The sequence below is a fragment of the Rhizobium metallidurans genome, from assembly GCF_014196505.1.
Classification (GTDB): domain Bacteria; phylum Pseudomonadota; class Alphaproteobacteria; order Rhizobiales; family Rhizobiaceae; genus Rhizobium; species Rhizobium metallidurans.
On sequence record NZ_JACIDW010000006.1, the window covers coordinates 135,008 to 152,599 of the forward strand.

General features: G+C 63.3%; 15 protein-coding genes and 1 other RNA gene. 9 read left to right on the forward strand and 7 right to left on the reverse strand.

Features of this window, described 5'->3' with window-relative positions; all coding sequences use genetic code 11:
* Positions 1-64 precede the first annotated feature (64 nt).
* The 5 genes from GGQ67_RS12285 to tkt form a co-directional block, all read right to left on the reverse strand.
* The gene (locus tag GGQ67_RS12285; RefSeq protein WP_183900445.1) at positions 65-1,915 is read right to left on the reverse strand and encodes a potassium/proton antiporter; all 1,851 of its coding nucleotides are present in this window, start codon (positions 1,913-1,915) and stop codon (positions 65-67) included.
* A gap of 321 nt (positions 1,916-2,236) precedes the next feature.
* Entirely contained in the window at positions 2,237-2,551 is a 315-nt protein-coding gene (locus GGQ67_RS12290; RefSeq protein WP_183900446.1) for a hypothetical protein, read from the reverse strand.
* 75 nt (positions 2,552-2,626) lie between these two features.
* Positions 2,627-2,755, reverse strand: a complete 129-nt coding sequence (locus GGQ67_RS25505) for a hypothetical protein (RefSeq protein ID WP_281393585.1) — start codon at positions 2,753-2,755, stop codon at positions 2,627-2,629.
* 189 nt (positions 2,756-2,944) lie between these two features.
* Positions 2,945-3,955 (reverse strand): type I glyceraldehyde-3-phosphate dehydrogenase, encoded by a 1,011-nt coding sequence (gene gap / locus GGQ67_RS12295; RefSeq protein WP_183900447.1) that lies wholly within the window; start codon positions 3,953-3,955, stop codon positions 2,945-2,947.
* Between the two features lie 69 nt (positions 3,956-4,024).
* On the reverse strand, positions 4,025-5,998 hold the full coding sequence (gene tkt / locus GGQ67_RS12300; RefSeq protein ID WP_183900448.1) for a transketolase: 1,974 nt from the start codon (positions 5,996-5,998) through the stop codon (positions 4,025-4,027).
* A gap of 348 nt (positions 5,999-6,346) precedes the next feature.
* Here tkt and GGQ67_RS12305 point away from each other — a divergent pair, with 348 nt between their 5' ends.
* From GGQ67_RS12305 to ssrS, 3 genes are all read left to right on the forward strand, one after another.
* The gene (locus tag GGQ67_RS12305; protein ID WP_018899664.1) at positions 6,347-6,622 is read left to right on the forward strand and encodes a DUF4164 domain-containing protein; all 276 of its coding nucleotides are present in this window, start codon (positions 6,347-6,349) and stop codon (positions 6,620-6,622) included.
* A gap of 15 nt (positions 6,623-6,637) precedes the next feature.
* Positions 6,638-7,015: a cell division protein ZapA gene (locus tag GGQ67_RS12310; protein WP_183900449.1), complete on the forward strand. Its 378-nt coding sequence runs from the start codon at positions 6,638-6,640 to the stop codon at positions 7,013-7,015.
* A gap of 71 nt (positions 7,016-7,086) precedes the next feature.
* A non-coding RNA gene (ssrS, locus tag GGQ67_RS12315) (6S RNA) lies at positions 7,087-7,245 on the forward strand.
* 56 nt (positions 7,246-7,301) lie between these two features.
* Here ssrS and GGQ67_RS12320 read toward each other — a convergent pair.
* Positions 7,302-7,760, reverse strand: a complete 459-nt coding sequence (locus tag GGQ67_RS12320; RefSeq protein ID WP_183900450.1) for a hypothetical protein — start codon at positions 7,758-7,760, stop codon at positions 7,302-7,304.
* 556 nt (positions 7,761-8,316) lie between these two features.
* Between GGQ67_RS12320 and GGQ67_RS12325 the strand changes: the two genes are divergently transcribed.
* The 6 genes from GGQ67_RS12325 to GGQ67_RS12350 all read left to right on the forward strand — a co-directional run bounded on the left by GGQ67_RS12325 (position 8,317) and on the right by GGQ67_RS12350 (position 16,994).
* Positions 8,317-8,460 carry a DUF1127 domain-containing protein gene (locus GGQ67_RS12325; protein ID WP_183900451.1) on the forward strand — a complete coding sequence of 48 codons (144 nt, stop codon included), beginning with the start codon at positions 8,317-8,319 and terminating at the stop codon, positions 8,458-8,460.
* A gap of 159 nt (positions 8,461-8,619) precedes the next feature.
* Positions 8,620-9,207: an IMPACT family protein gene (locus GGQ67_RS12330; protein ID WP_183900452.1), complete on the forward strand. Its 588-nt coding sequence runs from the start codon at positions 8,620-8,622 to the stop codon at positions 9,205-9,207.
* A 221-nt stretch (positions 9,208-9,428) separates the two neighbouring features.
* Positions 9,429-10,448 carry a phosphogluconate dehydrogenase (NAD(+)-dependent, decarboxylating) gene (gene gnd / locus GGQ67_RS12335; RefSeq protein WP_183900453.1) on the forward strand — a complete coding sequence of 340 codons (1,020 nt, stop codon included), beginning with the start codon at positions 9,429-9,431 and terminating at the stop codon, positions 10,446-10,448.
* Positions 10,449-10,612: 164 nt separating this feature from the next.
* Positions 10,613-12,754 (forward strand): mechanosensitive ion channel family protein, encoded by a 2,142-nt coding sequence (locus tag GGQ67_RS12340; RefSeq protein WP_425503778.1) that lies wholly within the window; start codon positions 10,613-10,615, stop codon positions 12,752-12,754.
* 260 nt (positions 12,755-13,014) lie between these two features.
* On the forward strand, positions 13,015-15,618 hold the full coding sequence (gene mprF, locus GGQ67_RS12345; RefSeq protein WP_183900455.1) for a bifunctional lysylphosphatidylglycerol flippase/synthetase MprF: 2,604 nt from the start codon (positions 13,015-13,017) through the stop codon (positions 15,616-15,618).
* Positions 15,615-16,994 carry a virulence factor family protein gene (locus GGQ67_RS12350; protein WP_183900456.1) on the forward strand — a complete coding sequence of 460 codons (1,380 nt, stop codon included), beginning with the start codon at positions 15,615-15,617 and terminating at the stop codon, positions 16,992-16,994. Before mprF ends, GGQ67_RS12350 begins: the two co-directional genes overlap by 4 nt.
* On the opposite strand, the gene GGQ67_RS12355 is transcribed toward GGQ67_RS12350, so the two are convergent.
* Positions 16,991-17,554 (reverse strand): DinB family protein, encoded by a 564-nt coding sequence (locus GGQ67_RS12355; protein ID WP_183900457.1) that lies wholly within the window; start codon positions 17,552-17,554, stop codon positions 16,991-16,993. The two genes, GGQ67_RS12350 and GGQ67_RS12355, sit on opposite strands and share 4 nt — an antisense overlap.
* Positions 17,555-17,592: the final 38 nt, after the last annotated feature.

The window sequence follows — 17,592 nt, forward strand, 5'->3', positions numbered from 1 at the left end:
CCGTTCGTTTATTGCCTGAAAAGATGCGGGGACCATAGCAAGGATCATCGCGGACGCAAGGCGTTCAGCGCGGGTTTTCGTCGGCTTTTCCAGCCGCGGCGGCGGCTGCCGTCTCCTTGTTCTTGCGGCTCTTGAAGCGGTCGTGCACGCGGTCGATGATATCGCGCAGATTGATGAAGATCGGCAGCGTCACGGCCGGCTCGACGGCCTCCAGCGACATGCCGATGGCGCTGATATGATCGTGGTCGTCGAGGTCGCGGACGATCAGGATGATGGAGCCGAGGCGCACGCGGTCGGCATATTCCGCCTTGCCGCCGAGACGCTGCTTCATCAGTTCGGCGATGGTCAGGCCCTTCTCGTTTTCGTTCAGCAGACCCGGGCCGTAGGCGGCGTCGAGATCGGTCGCCGGGCGGCTCGGGGAAAGAGCGAAGGCGCCGAAGAAATCGGTGTCGTCCTCCTCCACCGGCACGCGGCTTGCGAAGAGCTTGTCGAGCAGGCGCGAATAGGAGGGGACGATGAAGAGGTAGACGAGATCGTTCTCGCGCAGGCGGCCGGCATATTGATAGCGCATCGACTTGCCGTCGCGGATGACGAGCGAGGGGGTGGCCCAGCGCGGAATGCGCTCGCCGCGCAGCACCGGGCTGTCCTTGACGACGCGGTAGGAGAGGAGTTCGTGGTTGGCGGCGCCCGGCAGGTCGACCTCCACCTTGTCGACGGCGCCGATGCGCGGCGGAATGATCAGGCCGAGCTTCTTGGCGACCGGCTTGATGGTCCAGCCCTGCACCAGCAGCGAGACGAGCACGATGATGAAGGCGGTGTTGAAGTAGACCTGGCCGTTTTCCAGCCCGCCGAGGATCGGCATGATGGCGAGCAGGATGGAGACGGCGCCGCGCAGGCCGACCCAGGCAACGAAGCCGATTTCCTGCTGCGTGTAGTCGAAGGGCAGCAGCGACAGCCAGATCGCAAGGGGGCGGGCGATGAAGATCAGGAAGAGCGCAAGCAGCACGGCGGGGATGGCGATCGTGCCGAATTGCGATGGTGTCGCCAGAAGGCCGAGCACCAGGAACATGATGATCTGCGCCAGCCAGGTCATGCCGTCCTGGAAGCGCTTGATCGAAGCGTAGCCGGGCAGCTTGCGGTTTCCCGCATAGATGCCGGCGACGTAGACGGCAAGGAAGCCGCTGCCGCCGACGGCGCCGGTAAACGAGAAGACCAGAAGCGCCAGCGCCAGCACGAAGATCGGCGTCAGGCCGCGATCGGTCTCGAGCCGGCCGACGATGAGCACGATCATCATGCCGCCCAGCAGGCCGAGAATGACGCCGAGGCCCATCTGCTGCACGAACATGGCGAGCATGCCGATATTGATGCCGCTGTAGCGCTCGCCCGACGCCAGGACCTCGACCAGCGCGATGGTCAGGAAGATCGCCATCGGGTCGTTGGTGCCGGATTCCACCTCGAGCGTCGAGCGCACCTTGTCGCGGATGTTGATGCCGCCGATGCGCAGCAGGAAGAAGACCGCGGCGGCGTCGGTGGAGGCGACGATGGAGCCGAGCAGCATGCCCTCGAGCCAGGTGAAGTTCAAAAGCCACATGGCCGCGACGGCAAAGAGCGCCGCCGTCATCAGCACGCCGACCGATGCCAGGGTTATGGAGGGAACGGCGGCGAGCTTGAAGGCCTGTACCGGCGTGCCGAAGCCGGAATCGAAGAGGATGATCGCAAGCGCGATCGAGCCGAGGATATAGGCGAGGTAATTGTTGGTGAATTCGATGCCGAGACCATCACTGCCGGCAAGCAGGCCGATACCGAGGAACAGAAGGAGCAGCGGGGCACCGAAGCGGAAGGCGAGCAGGCTGGAGAAAGCGGCAAGAAGCACAAGCGCCGTCGATACCAGCACGACGATGTAGAATGCTTCCATGCCCAAGCCCCTTCACGCAAAATCAATCGCCGCAGTTTCGCTTCGCGTCGAATGCGGCTGTCTCAAAAGATCGTATCGCTTCTCCGGTTCCTGTCCGATGCCTGCCAGTAAAGGGCAAAATTCAGGCGAAGGGTAGACCTGAAGGGCTATCCTTGCGCTTTGCATGCATCATGCTGCTGAGTGGTCCGCCCGGGGCAAATCGAATGAACGGTTGGAAAGTGATCCTGCGTAAAGTGTAGGGTCAAATCAGGCGAGAGCAGGGCAAAAATTACTGCCCTGTTCTTTTCTTGCACATTCGTATTCCGGGATATTTGTGACGGCTCACGCGTCGTCGTTGCCGTCGTCTTCGTCCGCGTCGGAAATCGGGATCAGGAAGACGACGAATTCGTCTTCGATGGTGCGGGAGGGATCGTCGTCGAACTCGTAGGCATGCTCGACTTCGCTCGCCTCATCCGGGGTCGCCTTGCGCAAGGTGATTGCCGCCGCGCCATCCCATACGGGCTTGCCTTCGGTCTGAAGCACGGTCAGGTCCTCGCGGAAATCCTCGGCCTCGAAGAAGTGCCGGGCGTCCTCGGCGTTTTCGGAACGGAAGCTCGCGATGGGTTTGCCTGATATCTCGATGGTGAAGTAGTCCATTGAATTCTCTTTCGCTTTTCGTTTGTCCGACACTATGGTGTTCGGCGATGCCATGCCAGCCCGCCGCCAGTATAATTATCGCGGTCCCATCAAGCGCGAGGAGGAGGCGAGCAGCGGCTGGCCCTTGGCGATCTGCCTGGAGCCGCCGCCGACGACGGTGAGGCTGAGTACGCCGGCGATCATGACAAGTAGGATTGCCAACATCAGCATTCTCATGGGTGATCCGCCTGTTGCAGGTCCGGCTTCTCGTTGGGCGCCGCGTTGCAGCCCGTGGCGCGAATTTACCGCATCCGGCAGGATGCGGGCAAGCGCGTTTGACCGTCGCGGCTCGTCTCGACAAATGAAAAGCGGCCCGGTTTCCCGAGCCGCTTTCCGAAATCCATATTGCCGATCTTAGATGGTCTTGGCGTAGGCGACGGCCGTGTCCGACATGCGGCTGGAGAAGCCCCACTCGTTGTCGTACCAGGTGAGGATACGAACGAAGTTGCCTTCCATGACCTTGGTCTGGTCGGTGGCGAAGATCGACGAGTGGCTGTCGTGGTTGAAGTCGCGGGAAACCAGCGGCTCGTCGGTGTAGCCGAGGATGCCCTTCAGCTTGCCGTTCGACGCAGCCTTGATGGCTTCGTTGATCTCGCCAACCGTGGTGGCCTTCTTGGAGACGAACTTGAAGTCGACGACCGAGACGTTCGGGGTCGGAACGCGGATGGACGTGCCGTCCAGCTTGCCCTTCAGGTGCGGCAGAACCAGGCCGACGGCCTTGGCGGCGCCGGTCGAGGTCGGGATCATGGACAGGGCTGCGGCGCGGGCGCGGTACAGGTCCTTGTGCATGGTGTCGAGCGTCGGCTGGTCACCCGTGTAGGAGTGGATCGTGGTCATGAAGCCATGATCGATGCCGACGGCGTCGTCGAGAACCTTGACGACCGGAACCAGGCAGTTCGTGGTGCAGGAGGCGTTGGAGATGACCAGGTGGTCCTTGGTCAGCTGGTCGTGGTTGACGCCGAAGACGACGGTCAGGTCGGCACCATCGGCAGGCGCCGAGATGATGACGCGCTTGGCGCCAGCCGTCAGGTGAGCGGCAGCCTTGTCGCGCGAGGTGAAGATGCCGGTGCATTCCATGGCGATGTCGACGCCGAGTTCCTTGTGCGGCAGCTGCGCCGGATCACGCACGGCGGTGACCTTGATCGGCTTGCCGCCGCCAACGGTGATCGTGTCGCCTTCGACCTTCACTTCGGCCGGGAACTTGCCGTGGATCGAGTCGTAACGCAGCAGGTGCGCGTTGGTCTCGACCGGGCCGAGGTCGTTGATGGCAACGACTTCGATGTCCGTGCGACCGGATTCGACGATGGCGCGGAGAACATTGCGGCCGATACGACCGAAGCCGTTGATGGCAACCTTTACAGTCATGTGTGTCTCTCCCGAGAGTAGGGCTTGCGTTATGGAATGAGGAGCGCCCTCGGGCGCTCCTTTATCACATCAAAGCTTGGCTTCAACAGCAGCGACGACAGCTTCCGTCGTGATGCCGAATTTCTTGAAGACATCCTTGGCCGGGCCGGAAGCGCCGAAGCTCTTCATGCCGACGAAGGTGCCTTCCGGTCCGATGAAGGCATCCCAGCCTTCGCGGACGGCGGCTTCGACGGCGATCTTGATCGGCGACTTGCCGAGGATCTCGGCGCGGTAGGCATCCGGCTGCTCGAAGAACAGTTCGGTCGAGGGGACGGAGACGACGCGGACGGTAACGCCCTTTTCCTCGAGCGTCTTGCGGGCGGCGACCGCCAGCTCGACTTCCGAACCCGAAGCGAAGATCGTGACCTTGGCGTCGGCATTGCCCGCCAGCGTGTAGGCGCCGAGTTCGCAGAGGTTCTTCTCGCTGTATTCGGTCCGGACGGTGGTGAGGTTCTGGCGGGTGAGCGCCAGGCCCGACGGACGGTCCTTGGTGTTCAGCGCGATCTGCCAGCACTCGGCGGTTTCGACGGCGTCGGCCGGGCGGAACATCATCAGGTTCGGGATGGCGCGCAGCGAGGCCATCTGCTCGACCGGCTGGTGGGTCGGGCCGTCTTCGCCGACGCCGATCGAATCGTGCGTCAGAACGTGGACGACGCGGATGCCCATCAGCGCCGCGAGGCGGATCGGAGGACGGCAATAATCCGAGAAGATCATGAAGCCGCCGCCGTAGGGGATGAGGCCGCCGTGCAGCGCGATGCCGTTCATGGCGGATGCCATGCCGTGCTCGCGGATACCCCAGTGCATGTAACGACCGGCGAAGTCCGTCGGCGTGATCGAATGCATCTGGCTGGTCTTGGTGTTGTTCGACGGCGTCAGGTCGGCGGAGCCGCCGATCGTCTCGGGCAGGAAGCCGTTGATGACTTCAAGCGCATCCTCGGAAGCCTTGCGGGTCGCAACGGTCGGCTTGGTCTCGGCGAGCTTCTTCTTGTAGTCGCTGATGGCGGCGTCGAAGCCCTGGGGCAGGTCGCCGGCGAAGCGGCGGTTGAATTCGGCCTTGGTCGCTGCCTTTTCGAGGCGGCCTTCCCAAGCCTTGACGGCGTCAGCCGAACGGGTGCCGGCGGCGCGCCAATCGGAGAGAACGTCGTTGGGGATGACGAAGGGTTCGTATTCCCAGTTCAGCGCCTTGCGGGTGGCGGCGATTTCCTCGGCGCCGAGCGGCGAACCGTGAACCTTGTGGCTGCCCTGCTTGTTCGGAGCGCCGAAGCCGATGACGGTCTTGCAGGCGATGAAGGTCGGCTTGTCGGACTTGTGGGCTTCCTCGATGGCTGCCGCGATCGCCGCCTGGTCGTGGCCGTCGACTTCGATCGTGTGCCAGTGAACGGCCTTGAAGCGCATGATCTGGTCGGTCGAATCCGACAGGGAGACAGCGCCGTCGATGGTGATCGAGTTGTTGTCCCAGAAGAGGATGAGCTTGTTGAGCTTCAGGTGGCCGGCGAGCGCGATGGCTTCATGGCTGATGCCTTCCATCAGGCAGCCGTCGCCGTTGATCACGTAGGTGTAGTGATCCTGCAGGTCGGCGCCGAATTCCTCGCGCAGCTTGCGTTCGGCGATCGCCATGCCGACGGCATTGGCAATGCCCTGGCCGAGCGGGCCGGTGGTGGTTTCGATGCCGGTGGCGTGGCCGTATTCCGGGTGACCGGCGGTCTTGGAGCCGAGCTGGCGGAACTGCTGGAGGTCATCAACCGACATGTCAGGGTAGCCGGTTAGATAGAGCAGCGAGTAGAGCAGCATCGAGCCGTGGCCGGCCGACAGCACGAAGCGGTCGCGGTCTGGCCAGTGCGGCTTCAACGGGTCGAACTTCAGATACTTCGAGAACAGGACGGTCGCGACATCGGCCATACCCATCGGCATGCCCGGATGGCCGGAATTCGCCTTCTCGACTGCATCCATTGAGAGGAAACGGATCGCGTTTGCCATCCGGTCGTGTTGTTCAGGAGAAATCATCGCTATTCCGCTTGTTCCGGGGTGTCGGGGGATGGCCTCAAGCCTGCGGAGACCATCAATGAGAGCGGGTGCACAAATAGCAGTTGGAGCAGGCAAGTCAATAAATCGAAGCCCTATTAGAGGGGTCGGAATGACGATTTTTGACATTTGACCAATGATTTTAACAAAAGTTGACAGGCGTGTGACAGGCCCGCTGACGGAGCCGCCGATTTCAGTCATCCACAACTAGCTCGCCTGCCGCCCTCCGACCTTTATTGACGGGCAGTTGGCGAGCTGCATATCCTTTTGAAAACATCGCGTCGGGCCTCAATACCGATTCGCGGGTCTTGCGCGGGGAACCGGAAAGACATGACATCCACTGGCAACAGCATCGATGCAGCGCTCTTGGAGCTCAGGCAGGCGATTTCGGCGCTCGACAGCGCCGTAGACGCCCGGATCGAGCGGCAGCGCGAGACCGGCGAGATCGAGGGCGAGGTTCGCCGCGTGCATGCCGATCGCTCCAAGCTGGCGCAGGAGCTCGACCAGGCGGAATTCCGCGCGAACCGGCTGGAAGAGGTCAATCGCGAGGTGTCGCGTCGCCTGGTGACGGCGATGGAGACCATCCGCGCGGTTCTCGACCGCTAATAAAGGGCTTAGGACATGGCGCAGGTAACGGTAATGATCGACGGCAAGGCCTATCGCATGGCCTGCGAAGAGGGACAGGAAGACCACCTGACCGATCTCGCCACCCGTTTCGACCGTTATGTCGGCCATCTCAAGGACCAGTTCGGCGAAATCGGCGATCTCCGTATCACCGTCATGGCCGGCATCATGATCATGGACGAGATCTCGGAGCTGACGCGGCGCGTCGCCAGCCTTGAAGATGAACTCAACAGCCTGCGCAGCAACCGCGACACGGTGCTGGCCGCAACCAGCCGCACAGAAGAAAGCATCGCAGCCGCCATCGTCGAGGTCAGCAGCCAGCTGCGCGGGATCACCGACAAGCTGAACGGCCGGGCGCCCGCAGCGCTGAACTAGCGCCGTGAATTAAATCAGGGACGTCCGCGTCAGCCTCTGGCGCGCGTCATGGATCGGTCTTATATAGCAGTTGCGATCTGCGCCTCTCGACAGGAACCACAATCCCTGGGGCCATACTCGATCCAAAGGGAGCTGTCCCTGGCCAGGCCCGTGGGCTTGGACATATGGCGCCCACCTACGTTTGTAGGCACCCAGGATCGTAAACCTCCATCGGTTGCCGCGGATCGCACTCTTGCTTCCCATCGCCCGTGATCGCGTCGCGCTTCGAACGCCCTGGCGTCCGGCCTTATTCGCCGCCGTTTTCCTTCATGCAGGTCATCAGCTCGGTGAACGCCTGCTCCGTGCCGGTCAGCGACAGGATGACGTCGATGCCGTTGGCGGTGACGGTCAGCTCCTTGCCGGAGGTCAAGGCGGTGACGGTCGGCGCATCGTTCGGGACGTCGATCGTCACGGTCTTGTCGCTGTCGGCGGTCGAGGAGAATTCCGCGGCGGCGGCGCCATCCACGGACCATGTACCCTTGACGCGCTCGCCCTTGGTGATCGCGAAGGCGTCCGCATTGGCAAACAGGGCCAGCTTGTCGCCGACCGCGAGGTAGCCGATGCCGGTGCGGTTGTTCTGGGCAAGGCAGCCGATGAAGCTGTCGCCATCCATCATCGGGGTGACGCCGAAATCGGCCGCGCGGGCCGTGGCCATGGAGAGCAGGGTGGCCGCAACAAGCGTGGCCGCCGCGAGGATATGCTTCATATGACTTCCTTGTTGCGCGGGTACTGGCACGGCCGCCGAAGGTCGCGCACTCGATCGCATCGGCGCGTCTCTACTGCCGTATGCCGGGTTTGCTGGCAATGGGGCCGCCGGCTGTTTTCGGCGAAAAGCGGTGTGTCGACGTGCCTTCGGGGATGGTTCTGGCGCGCTGTCGCAGGGGTGTGGAGAATGTATGCGCTGAGTGCATTGGAGGAAATTCGTGTTTTTGCAGCCGGGGATTGCCGCATATCCGTAATTCCAAGCAGATATCCGTCGATTAAAACGGTTAAAACACTTTAATGAATGTGGCCGGGGCGGCCTCGTTCCGCGGAGATCGGGGCGAAAGTTCCTGAAAAGGGCGGCTTTCTGAAACGTTTACGGCTTTTTCAGGGGCAAAAATATTAAGCAGCACCGGTTTAGTCATGCGCTGAACGCATGGGTGTTCTGATGCTTTAGCGCTGTTCGCCGACGGGGAGGACGCCTATATTCACATCAACAGAGAGACACGGGCAGCAAACGCGCTGCCAGGCGCTGAAAGCCCTAGGAAAGGGGATTTACCATGAACGTAGCACGCTCCTTCAATAACTGGCGCAAGTATCGTCAGACCATCAACGAACTCGGCCGCATGTCCAACCGTGCGCTCAGCGATCTCGGCATCAACCGCGCCGACATCGAGCGCGTTGCCCGCGACGCCACGCGCTAACACGCGACCGCCGCTCCTGGCGAGCGGAGACATTTCAAACGCCCGTTGCGTTGAGCCGCGGGCGTTTTGCTTTTCCGGCTTCCGATTTGCGGTCGGGAGCTTCCGGCGGGAGCCGGTTTTGCTTGCGAAGCGAGCGTTGCTGGCGATATGGCAATGGCCATGTTTTCACTTATCCGCACCGAGACACTCGAGCAGATCGTCAAGAAGAGCCGGTTTCTGGCTGTCGCGGCGCCGATCGGCTCCGAGGAGGATGCCCGGACATTTCTGGCGGCGCATGCGGATCCCGCCGCCAATCACAATTGCTGGGCATGGCGGATCGGCCAGAGCTATCGGTTCAACGACGATGGCGAACCGAGCGGAACCGCCGGCAAGCCGATCCTGCAGGCGATCGACGGGCAATCGCTCGACCGGGTGGCCGTCGTCGTCACCCGCTGGTTCGGCGGCGTGCTGCTTGGAACCGGCGGGCTGATCCGCGCCTATGGTGGCACGGCGGCGGCCTGCCTGAGAGCGGCGACGCTGGTCGAGCTGGTCGCGACCGTCGAGGCCGAGATCGCGGTGAATTTCTCCGATCTTGCCTTGGTCAAGGCGCGGATAGCGGCCTCGGCCGGCGTGCGCGTCGTGGCCGAGGTGTTCGTGGACGCGGGGGCGCTGCTGACACTGTCCATCCCGGAAGCCGTGGCGCCCGAGACCGCGCGGATGCTCAGCGACGCCACCAGCGGCCGCGTTATTCTTGCAGTGCAGCAATGAGCCGTGGGGTGAGCGGCGGTCCGCGGTTGACATTCGCGATATTTTTTCAGGTTCCAGATTCGACGGAATGCCCTGCGCGCTCGCGGTTTCAGCGATGATCGTCATGCGATGCGTTGACGTTCCCGTCATTGTGACGGAGACTTCGCTTGCTTGCTGCAGCGCGAGTGATAGGTATTCGCGCATAATATCGATTAGATTCTTAATTCTCAGGAGATTATGAGATGCAGCTTGGTATGGTTGGCTTGGGCCGCATGGGCAGCTTCATGGTCCAGCGCTTGATGCGCGATGGCCATGAATGCGTGGTCTACGACGCGAAGACGGAAAGCGTGAACGATCTGGTCGGCAAGGGCGCCGTCGGCAGCGCTTCGCTGGAAGAATTCGTTTCGAAGCTGTCGCGTCCGCGCGCCGTGTGGCTGATGCTGCCGGCGGCCATCACCGACAAGGTGATCGCGCAGATCACGCCGCTGCTCGACAGCGACGACATCATCATCGACGGCGGCAACTCCTATTACCACGACGACATCCGCCGTGGCGGCGAACTGACGGCCAAGGGCCTGCACTATGTCGACGTCGGCACCAGCGGCGGCGTCTTCGGTCTCGAGCGCGGCTATTGCCTGATGATCGGCGGCGAAAAGCCGGTGGTCGACTCGCTGTCGCCGATCTTCAAGTCGCTGGCGCCGGGCGTCGGCAACGTCGCGCCTTCGGCACATCGCCCCGATCAGGCCGGCAGCACGGCCGAGCAGGGCTATCTGCATTGCGGTCCGCACGGCGCGGGCCACTTCGTCAAGATGGTGCATAACGGCATCGAATACGGCCTGATGGCCGCCTATGCCGAAGGCTTCAACATCCTGAAGCGCGCCAATATCGGTGCTGCCACGCATGAAGTCGATGCCGAGACGGCGCCGATCGCCAATCCGGAGCACTACCAGTACGACTTCAACCTGCAGGACGTCGCCGAAGTCTGGCGTCGCGGCAGCGTCATCACCTCCTGGCTGCTCGACCTGACCTCGGACGCATTGCATGCCGATCCGGTGCTCGGCGCCTATGCCGGCCGCGTGTCGGATTCGGGCGAAGGCCGCTGGACGATCATGGCCGCCATCGACGAAAGCGTGCCGACACCGGTGCTGAGTGCCGCGCTCTACAGCCGCTTCTCCTCGCGCGACAACGACGAATTCGCCAACAAGGTACTGTCGGCCATGCGCGCCGGCTTCGGCGGCCACGTCGAAAAGCCCAAGGCGTAAACCATTCAGCAATAATGCTTATCCAAGCCCGCGCCGCCGCAAGCCGCGCGGGCTTTTCTTTCCCGCGCTTCAATATAAGCTATGCTATATATGTTGGAGGGCTGGCGATGGGTCTGGGGTTCGGCGCACGCGTTATGAAGCGGCTTCCGCCGCTAGTTGCATTCATGATGACCAGCTGGGGGGCCGTGGCGCAGACGCCGCCGGCCGCTTCGACAGCAACGGTGCCGCCGCCCGCCGAGGTGCGGCAGATATTCGAGCTGATGGAAAAGCCCGCCGTCAAGCAATGGATGGCAACGCAGGCGCCCACCCAACCACTTGCCCAACCAGCCGCGCAGCCATCGGCCCCGGCATCGACGGCGGCGCCGGCTCAACCGGCTGCACCCGCTGGCGAGATGTCCGGTGAACAGATGTCGGTGCTGGCGGAATTCCTCGGTCATACCCGCACGCATTTCAACCTGGTGTCCGGCGCGGCGATGACGCTGCCTGACGAGGTGGAGAATGCTTCCGAGATCGTCGAGCGCGAGGTCCAGCCGAGCGGCTGGGCTGTCGTTTCGTTCGAGCTTCTGGCTCTGTTCCTGGCCGGCGCGGTCGCCGAAGTGGTGTTCCGGATGATCGTGCCGCGCCCGCGCATCAAACAGGAGGATGGCGCGGTGACCACGGTCGCGCATCATGCGGCGACCAATCTCAGTTACCGGGTGGTGCCGGCGCTGGTGTTCTGCATCGCGACGCTCGTTCCGCTCGTGCTCTTCAACTGGCCGCCGATCACGCAATCGCTGGCGATCGCGGTCGCCATCGCGCTGATCGTCTCTCGCGTCACCATCTCGGTCGGCCGCATCCTGGTGTCGCTGGTGACGCTGCCGCATGCCGACGGCGCGCGCGACGTCTCGCGCGAAACGGCGATGTTCTGGTTCAAGCGCAGCTGCACGTTCATCATCTATTTCGTGTTCGGCTGGGCGCTGATCCAGCTCCTGGCACCATTGGGCTTTTCCAACGGGTCGCGCTATCTCGTGGCCTATGTGCTCGGGCTGGGGCTGCTCGCCATCGCCACGGAAGCGGTCTGGTCGCGTCCGGCCGAGGGCGGACATAAGAGCGCCACGGCATCCTGGATGCTGACGATCTATTTCGTGGCGCTCTGGCTGCTCTGGGTGGCGGGCTTCAATCTCTTGCTGTGGATCGGTATCTATCTCGTCCTCTTGCCGCGTGTCCTGCGCATCTCGACGCTCGCCGTGCGGTCGCTCGACAAGGCCGAGGCCGGGTTCGTCGCCAGGAAGCGGATCGCGGCGGTGCTGTTTGATCGCGGCGTGCGGGCCATCATCATCACCATCGCGGCCATCTGGCTCGGCCGCATTCTCGGCTTCGCGGCCGACCGGATGGCGGCCGGCGAGACGATGGTCGACCGGATCGTGCGCGGTTCCGTCGGTGGCATCGTCATCCTGCTCGCGGCCGACCTGGTCTGGCATTTGGCGCGCGCCTATATCAACGGCAGGCTGGCGGACTCGTCTCTCGAAGGGACGATCAGCGATGACGAGAAGGCGAGGCGCGCTCGGCTGCAGACGCTGTTGCCAATCTTCCGCAATATCCTCGCCGTCGTCATCGCGGTCATCGCCGTGCTGATGGTGCTGTCCGGCCTCGGCGTCGAGATCGGGCCGCTGATCGCCGGCGCCGGCGTCGTCGGTGTCGCCGTCGGTTTCGGGGCGCAGACCATCGTCAAGGATGTGATCAGCGGCATGTTCTATCTCTGGGACGATGCCTTCCGCGTCGGCGAATATATCGAGAGCGGCAGCCACAAGGGCGTGGTCGAGGCCTTCAGCCTGCGATCCGTCAAGCTGCGCCACCATCGCGGGCCGCTGACGACGGTGCCGTTCGGGACGCTCGGCGCGGTCCGCAACCTCAACCGCGACTGGACGATCGACAAGATCACCCTCAACGTCACCTATGACACCGATCTCGTGCTGGCCAAGAAGGTGATCAAGCAGATCGGCCAGAAGCTGCTCGACAATCCCGATTACGCGCCTCACATCATCGAGACGCTGAAGATGAAGGGCGTCGAGCAATTCGGTGAATTCGCGATCGTCATCCGCCTGGCGATGATGACGAAGCCCGGCGAGCAGTTCGTCATCCGCCGCAACGCGCTGGCGATGATCCGCACGGCCTTCAAGGAGAACGGCATCGAATTCGCCGTTCCCACGCTGCAGGTTTCGAGCGAGGGGCACGATGCCGACGCCAACGCGGCGGCGGCGCGCTATGCCGCGCAGAAGACCAACCAGGCCGCGGCCGCGGCTGCGGGGACCGAGCCGGCGGCATAAATGGCGGGCCGGCATCTTCGGATGCCGGCAGTCGATGCCGGCAGTGGCCCTTCGAAGAATTTAACCTTACGAAAATACAATATTGAAATCTCTGTCCGCGCGCCAAAAATGCCCCAATTGGAGATAAAGCAGGCGTCGTTAGACGGCATTGGGTAGTGTTGCCATGTATTCGAGGGCTTGCGTCCAAGAACTTACATGTAGCTTATGTTAGATGTCCAAGACATGATTTCCGCTCATATGTAGGTTTACGACGGTCCGTGATGTCGAAGCACGCCAACTTGGAAGAGATTGAAGTTATAGAAGAATCCGCGATCGCGCGATTTTTCAGCCGATATCGGACACATCTGACGGCGCTGGCGACGCTCGCCGTGTTCTGCATGGTCGGTTTCGCGATCGAGCGGCTGACGACCGAGGTGCGTTACGAGGACGTGGTGCAGGCGCTGGCCGATACCAGGATCAGCTCGATCGTGCTGGCACTGTTCTTCACGGCCCTCAGCTTCCTGGCCCTGGTGTTCTACGACGTCAACGCCATCGAGTATGTCGGCAGGAAACTGCCGTTCCCGCAGGTCGCCCTGACCGCGTTTTCCGCCTATGCCGTCGGCAACACGGCGGGCTTCGGCGCGCTCAGCGGCGGCGCGATCCGCTACCGCGCCTATTCCAGGCTTGGACTGACGCCCGAGGAGATCGGCCGCGTCATCGCTTTCGTCACCATCGCCTTCGGGCTGGGGCTGGCTGGCGTCGGCTCCATCGCGCTTCTGGCGATCGCCGACGAGATCGCGCCGCTCATCGATGTCAGCAGCTGGGTTCTGCGCCTCATCGGCGGGGCGATCGTGCTGGTGCTGGCGGCGGGCGTCGTGCTCGGCCGTGGCGGACGGGCGCTCAGCGTCGGGCGCTTTTCGCTGCGGCTGCCGGATTCCGCCACCTGGTCGCGGCAGTTCCTGGTCGCCGCCTTCGATATCGCGGCGTCGGCCACCGTTCTCTACGTTCTCCTGCCGCAAACGGCGATCGGCTGGCCGGTGTTTCTCGCCGTCTACGCGATCGCCGTCGGGCTCGGCGTGCTCAGCCATGTGCCGGCCGGCCTCGGCGTGTTCGAGACCGTCATCATCGCGGCGCTCGGCAGCGCCGTGAATATCGACGCCGTGCTCGGCTCGCTGGTTCTCTACCGCCTGATCTATCATGTCGTGCCGCTGTTGCTCGCGGTTCTGGCGGTCTCGGCCACCGAGCTTCGCCGCTTCGCGGACCATCCCGTCGCATCCGGGTTCCGCCGGATCGGCATCCGGCTGATGCCGCAGCTCCTGTCGGCGCTGTCGCTGCTGCTCGGTGTCATGCTGATCTTCTCGAGCGTCACGCCGACGCCGGATTCCAACCTGGAGTTTCTCGCCAATTACCTGCCGCTGCCGATCGTCGAGGGCGCGCATTTCCTCTCGAGCCTCGCCGGCCTGGCGCTGGTCGTCGCCGCGCGCGGCCTTGGCCAGAAGCTCGACGGCGCATGGTGGATCTCGATCTTCTCTGCCGCCGCCGCGCTCATGCTGTCGCTGCTGAAGGCCGTCGCCCTCGTCGAGGCGTCGTTCCTGGGCTTTCTGATCTTCGGCCTGCTCGTCAGTCGCCGGCTGTTCCGGCGTCGCGCCTCGCTGCTCAATCAGACGCTGACCGCGTCATGGCTGACGGCGATCGCCGTGGTCTGCGTCGGCGCCGTGGTGATCCTGCTCTTCGTCTACCGCGACGTCGACTACAGCAACGAGCTATGGTGGCAGTTCGAGTTCGCCGAAGAGGCGCCGCGCGGCCTGCGCGCCGTGCTGGGGATCACCATCATCTCCACCGCCATCGCCGTCTTCAGCCTGCTGCGGCCGGCCACGACCCGGCTCGAGCCGGCATCGGACGAGGCGCTGGAGCGCGCCGTCGATATCGTCGAGAAGCAGCGCTACGCCGACGCCAATCTGGTGCGCATGGGCGACAAGAGCGTGATGTTCTCCGAGAGAGGCGACGCCTTCATCATGTACGGACGCCAGGGGCGTTCGTGGATCGCGCTGTTCGACCCGATCGGCGACCGCAGCGCCATGCCCGAACTCGTGTGGCGTTTCGTCGAGACGGCTCGCGCCTCCGGCTGCCGCGCCGTGTTCTACCAGATCTCGCCGGCGCTGCTTTCGCATTGCGCCGATGCCGGGCTCCGGGCCTTCAAACTCGGCGAACTCGCCGTCTCGGATCTCTCGACCTTCGAGATGAAGGGCGGGAAATGGGCGAACCTGCGGCAGACCGCGAGCCGCGCCCAGCGCGACGGACTGACCTTCGAGGTGGTCGCGCCGGAAGACGTGCCCGGCGTGATGGACGAACTGGCGGCGGTTTCCAACGCTTGGCTTTCCGACCACAACGCCAAGGAAAAGGGCTTCTCGCTCGGCGCGTTCACGCCGGATTACATTCTCGCCCAACCCGTCGGGATCCTGAGGCTCGAAGGCAAGATCGTCGCCTTCGCCAATATCCTCATCACCGGCGCCAAGGACGAGGGAACGATCGACCTGATGCGCTTTTCGCCGGACGCGCCCAAGGGCTCGATGGACTTCCTGTTCGTGCAGATCATGGAGTATCTGCGGGCCGAGGGCTTCGCGCATTTCAACCTCGGCATGGCGCCGCTTTCGGGCATGTCGAAGCGCGAGACGGCGCCGGTATGGGACCGGATCGGCAGCACCGTGTTCGAGCACGGCGAACGCTTCTACAACTTCAAGGGCCTCAGGGCCTTCAAATCCAAGTTTCACCCTCAATGGCACCCGCGATATCTCGCGGTGTCCGGAGGAGGCAATCCGATGATCGCCCTGATGGACGCGACGCTCCTGATCGGCGGTGGATTGAAAGGGGTCGTAAGGAAATGATGAAAAGATACATTCTGGCCGCCGCCTGCGCACTGGCGCTCTGTGTTCCCGCCGCAATGGCAGCCGACGAGACCACGCAGACATTCGAAAGCGGGCTCATTCCTTCGCCGCGCGTCTTCCTTCCCCAGGGAGAGGTGAAGGGCACCGTGATGCTGATCTCCGATGCGGCGGGCTGGGGCGACAACGAGAAGGCCGAGGCCGACAGGCTGGTCGGGCAGGGGAGCGTCGTCATCGGCGTGGATTTCCCGTCCTACATGGATTCGCTGCGCAAATACGACGCCAGCGAGAACGATGGCTGCATCTATCTCGTTTCGGATATCGAATCGCTCAGCCAACAGGTGCAGCGCGCCGCCGGCAACAGCCCGTACCGTCTGCCGATCATCGCGGGTATCGGCGAGGGTGGAGCGCTCGCCCTGGCGATCGCCTCGCAGACACCCGATGCCACGATCGGCCAGACGCTGGCGATCGACCCGCTTGCCGGCATCCCGCTGACGCAGCAGCTCTGCACGCCGGCCAGGAAGAAGACCGTTGGCGACCGGATGATCTATGGGCTCAGCGACACGGCGCTGCCCGATCCCATCATCGCGGCCTTCACGGCTGGCGCAGACAAGGATGGCCGCGCCCATGTGGAGGAGCTGAAGAAGGCGCAGCCGGATATCGATATTCGCGATTCGGAGGACGATGCACGGACGACGCTCAGCAATACGCTCGACGAGGTGATCGCCGCATCCGGCAATGCCGACAATCCGCTCGGCCTGCCGCTGACGATCCTCGACGCCAAGCCGGCCTTCGACACGATGGCGATCATCTATTCCGGCGACGGCGGATGGCGCGATATCGACAAGGAGGTGGGTGCCGCCCTGCAGAAGCAGGGCATTCCCGTCGTCGGCGTGGATTCGCTACGCTACTTCTGGTCCGAGCGCCAACCGCAGGAAACCGCCGACGATCTGGGCAGGATCATCGAGCTCTACCGCAAGCAATGGAAGGTCAAGCATGTACTCCTGGTCGGCTATTCCTTCGGCGCCGATGTCGTGCCCGCCGCCTATTCGCGGCTGAAGCCGGCGGCCAAGAGCGCGGTGGCGCAGATGTCCCTGCTGTCGCTGTCGCGCCAGGTGGATTACCAGATCTCGGTCATGGGCTGGCTCGGCGCCAAGACCGACGGCGCCGGCGGTGACCCGGTAAAGGATCTCAAGGCCGTCGATCCCAAGATCGTCCAGTGCGTCTACGGCAAGGATGACGACGGAGCGGCCTGCCCGGATGTGAAGGACAGCGGCGCCGACGTGATCGCGCTCGACGGCGACCATCACTTCGACGAGAACTACGCGGAACTCAGCAAGACGATCATCGACGGGTTGAAGGGACGGCTGCAGGATTAATCCATGATCCTTGCTTCGCTCCAGCCGAGGGCGGCGATCTCGTCGCCCCGGAACCTGGCATCGTCGGCGACGATGAATTCGTCCAGCTGCGGCGGCTTCACGCTGGTGCCCGCCAGCATGGCATGCACCTGGCCGCGATGATGCGTCTGGTGCTGGAAGAGATGGCTGAGCACATCCTCCATCCGCTCCCGCTGGATGCGCTCGCCACGGTGGATCGCGACGCCTGAGACCAGTCCTTGCGGCGAGAGCGCCTCGACGAGTGTCACCAGTCTCTGATCGACGGCTTTCTGTTCGGCGGCAAGGCTCGCGATATCGGGGCAGGGCTCCTCGACCGCCCAGGCGCTCGGGCCGAGCGTTCCACCCTCCAGCGCATCGACATAGAACCAGTCCACCGTCAGCATGTGGTTCAGCGTCGACCTGATCGACGGGAAGAAGCTGACGCGCGGCGCATCGAACTCGCCGGGCTGCAACAGCGCGCAGGCCATGTGCAGGCGATGATTGGCGAGGGCGTTGTTATAGGCGAGCTTGCGAAAGGATCGGGTGGGATCGAAAGCCGTCATGGCATGTCCTCCTCGTTGCAGCGGCTGGAGCATGCAGG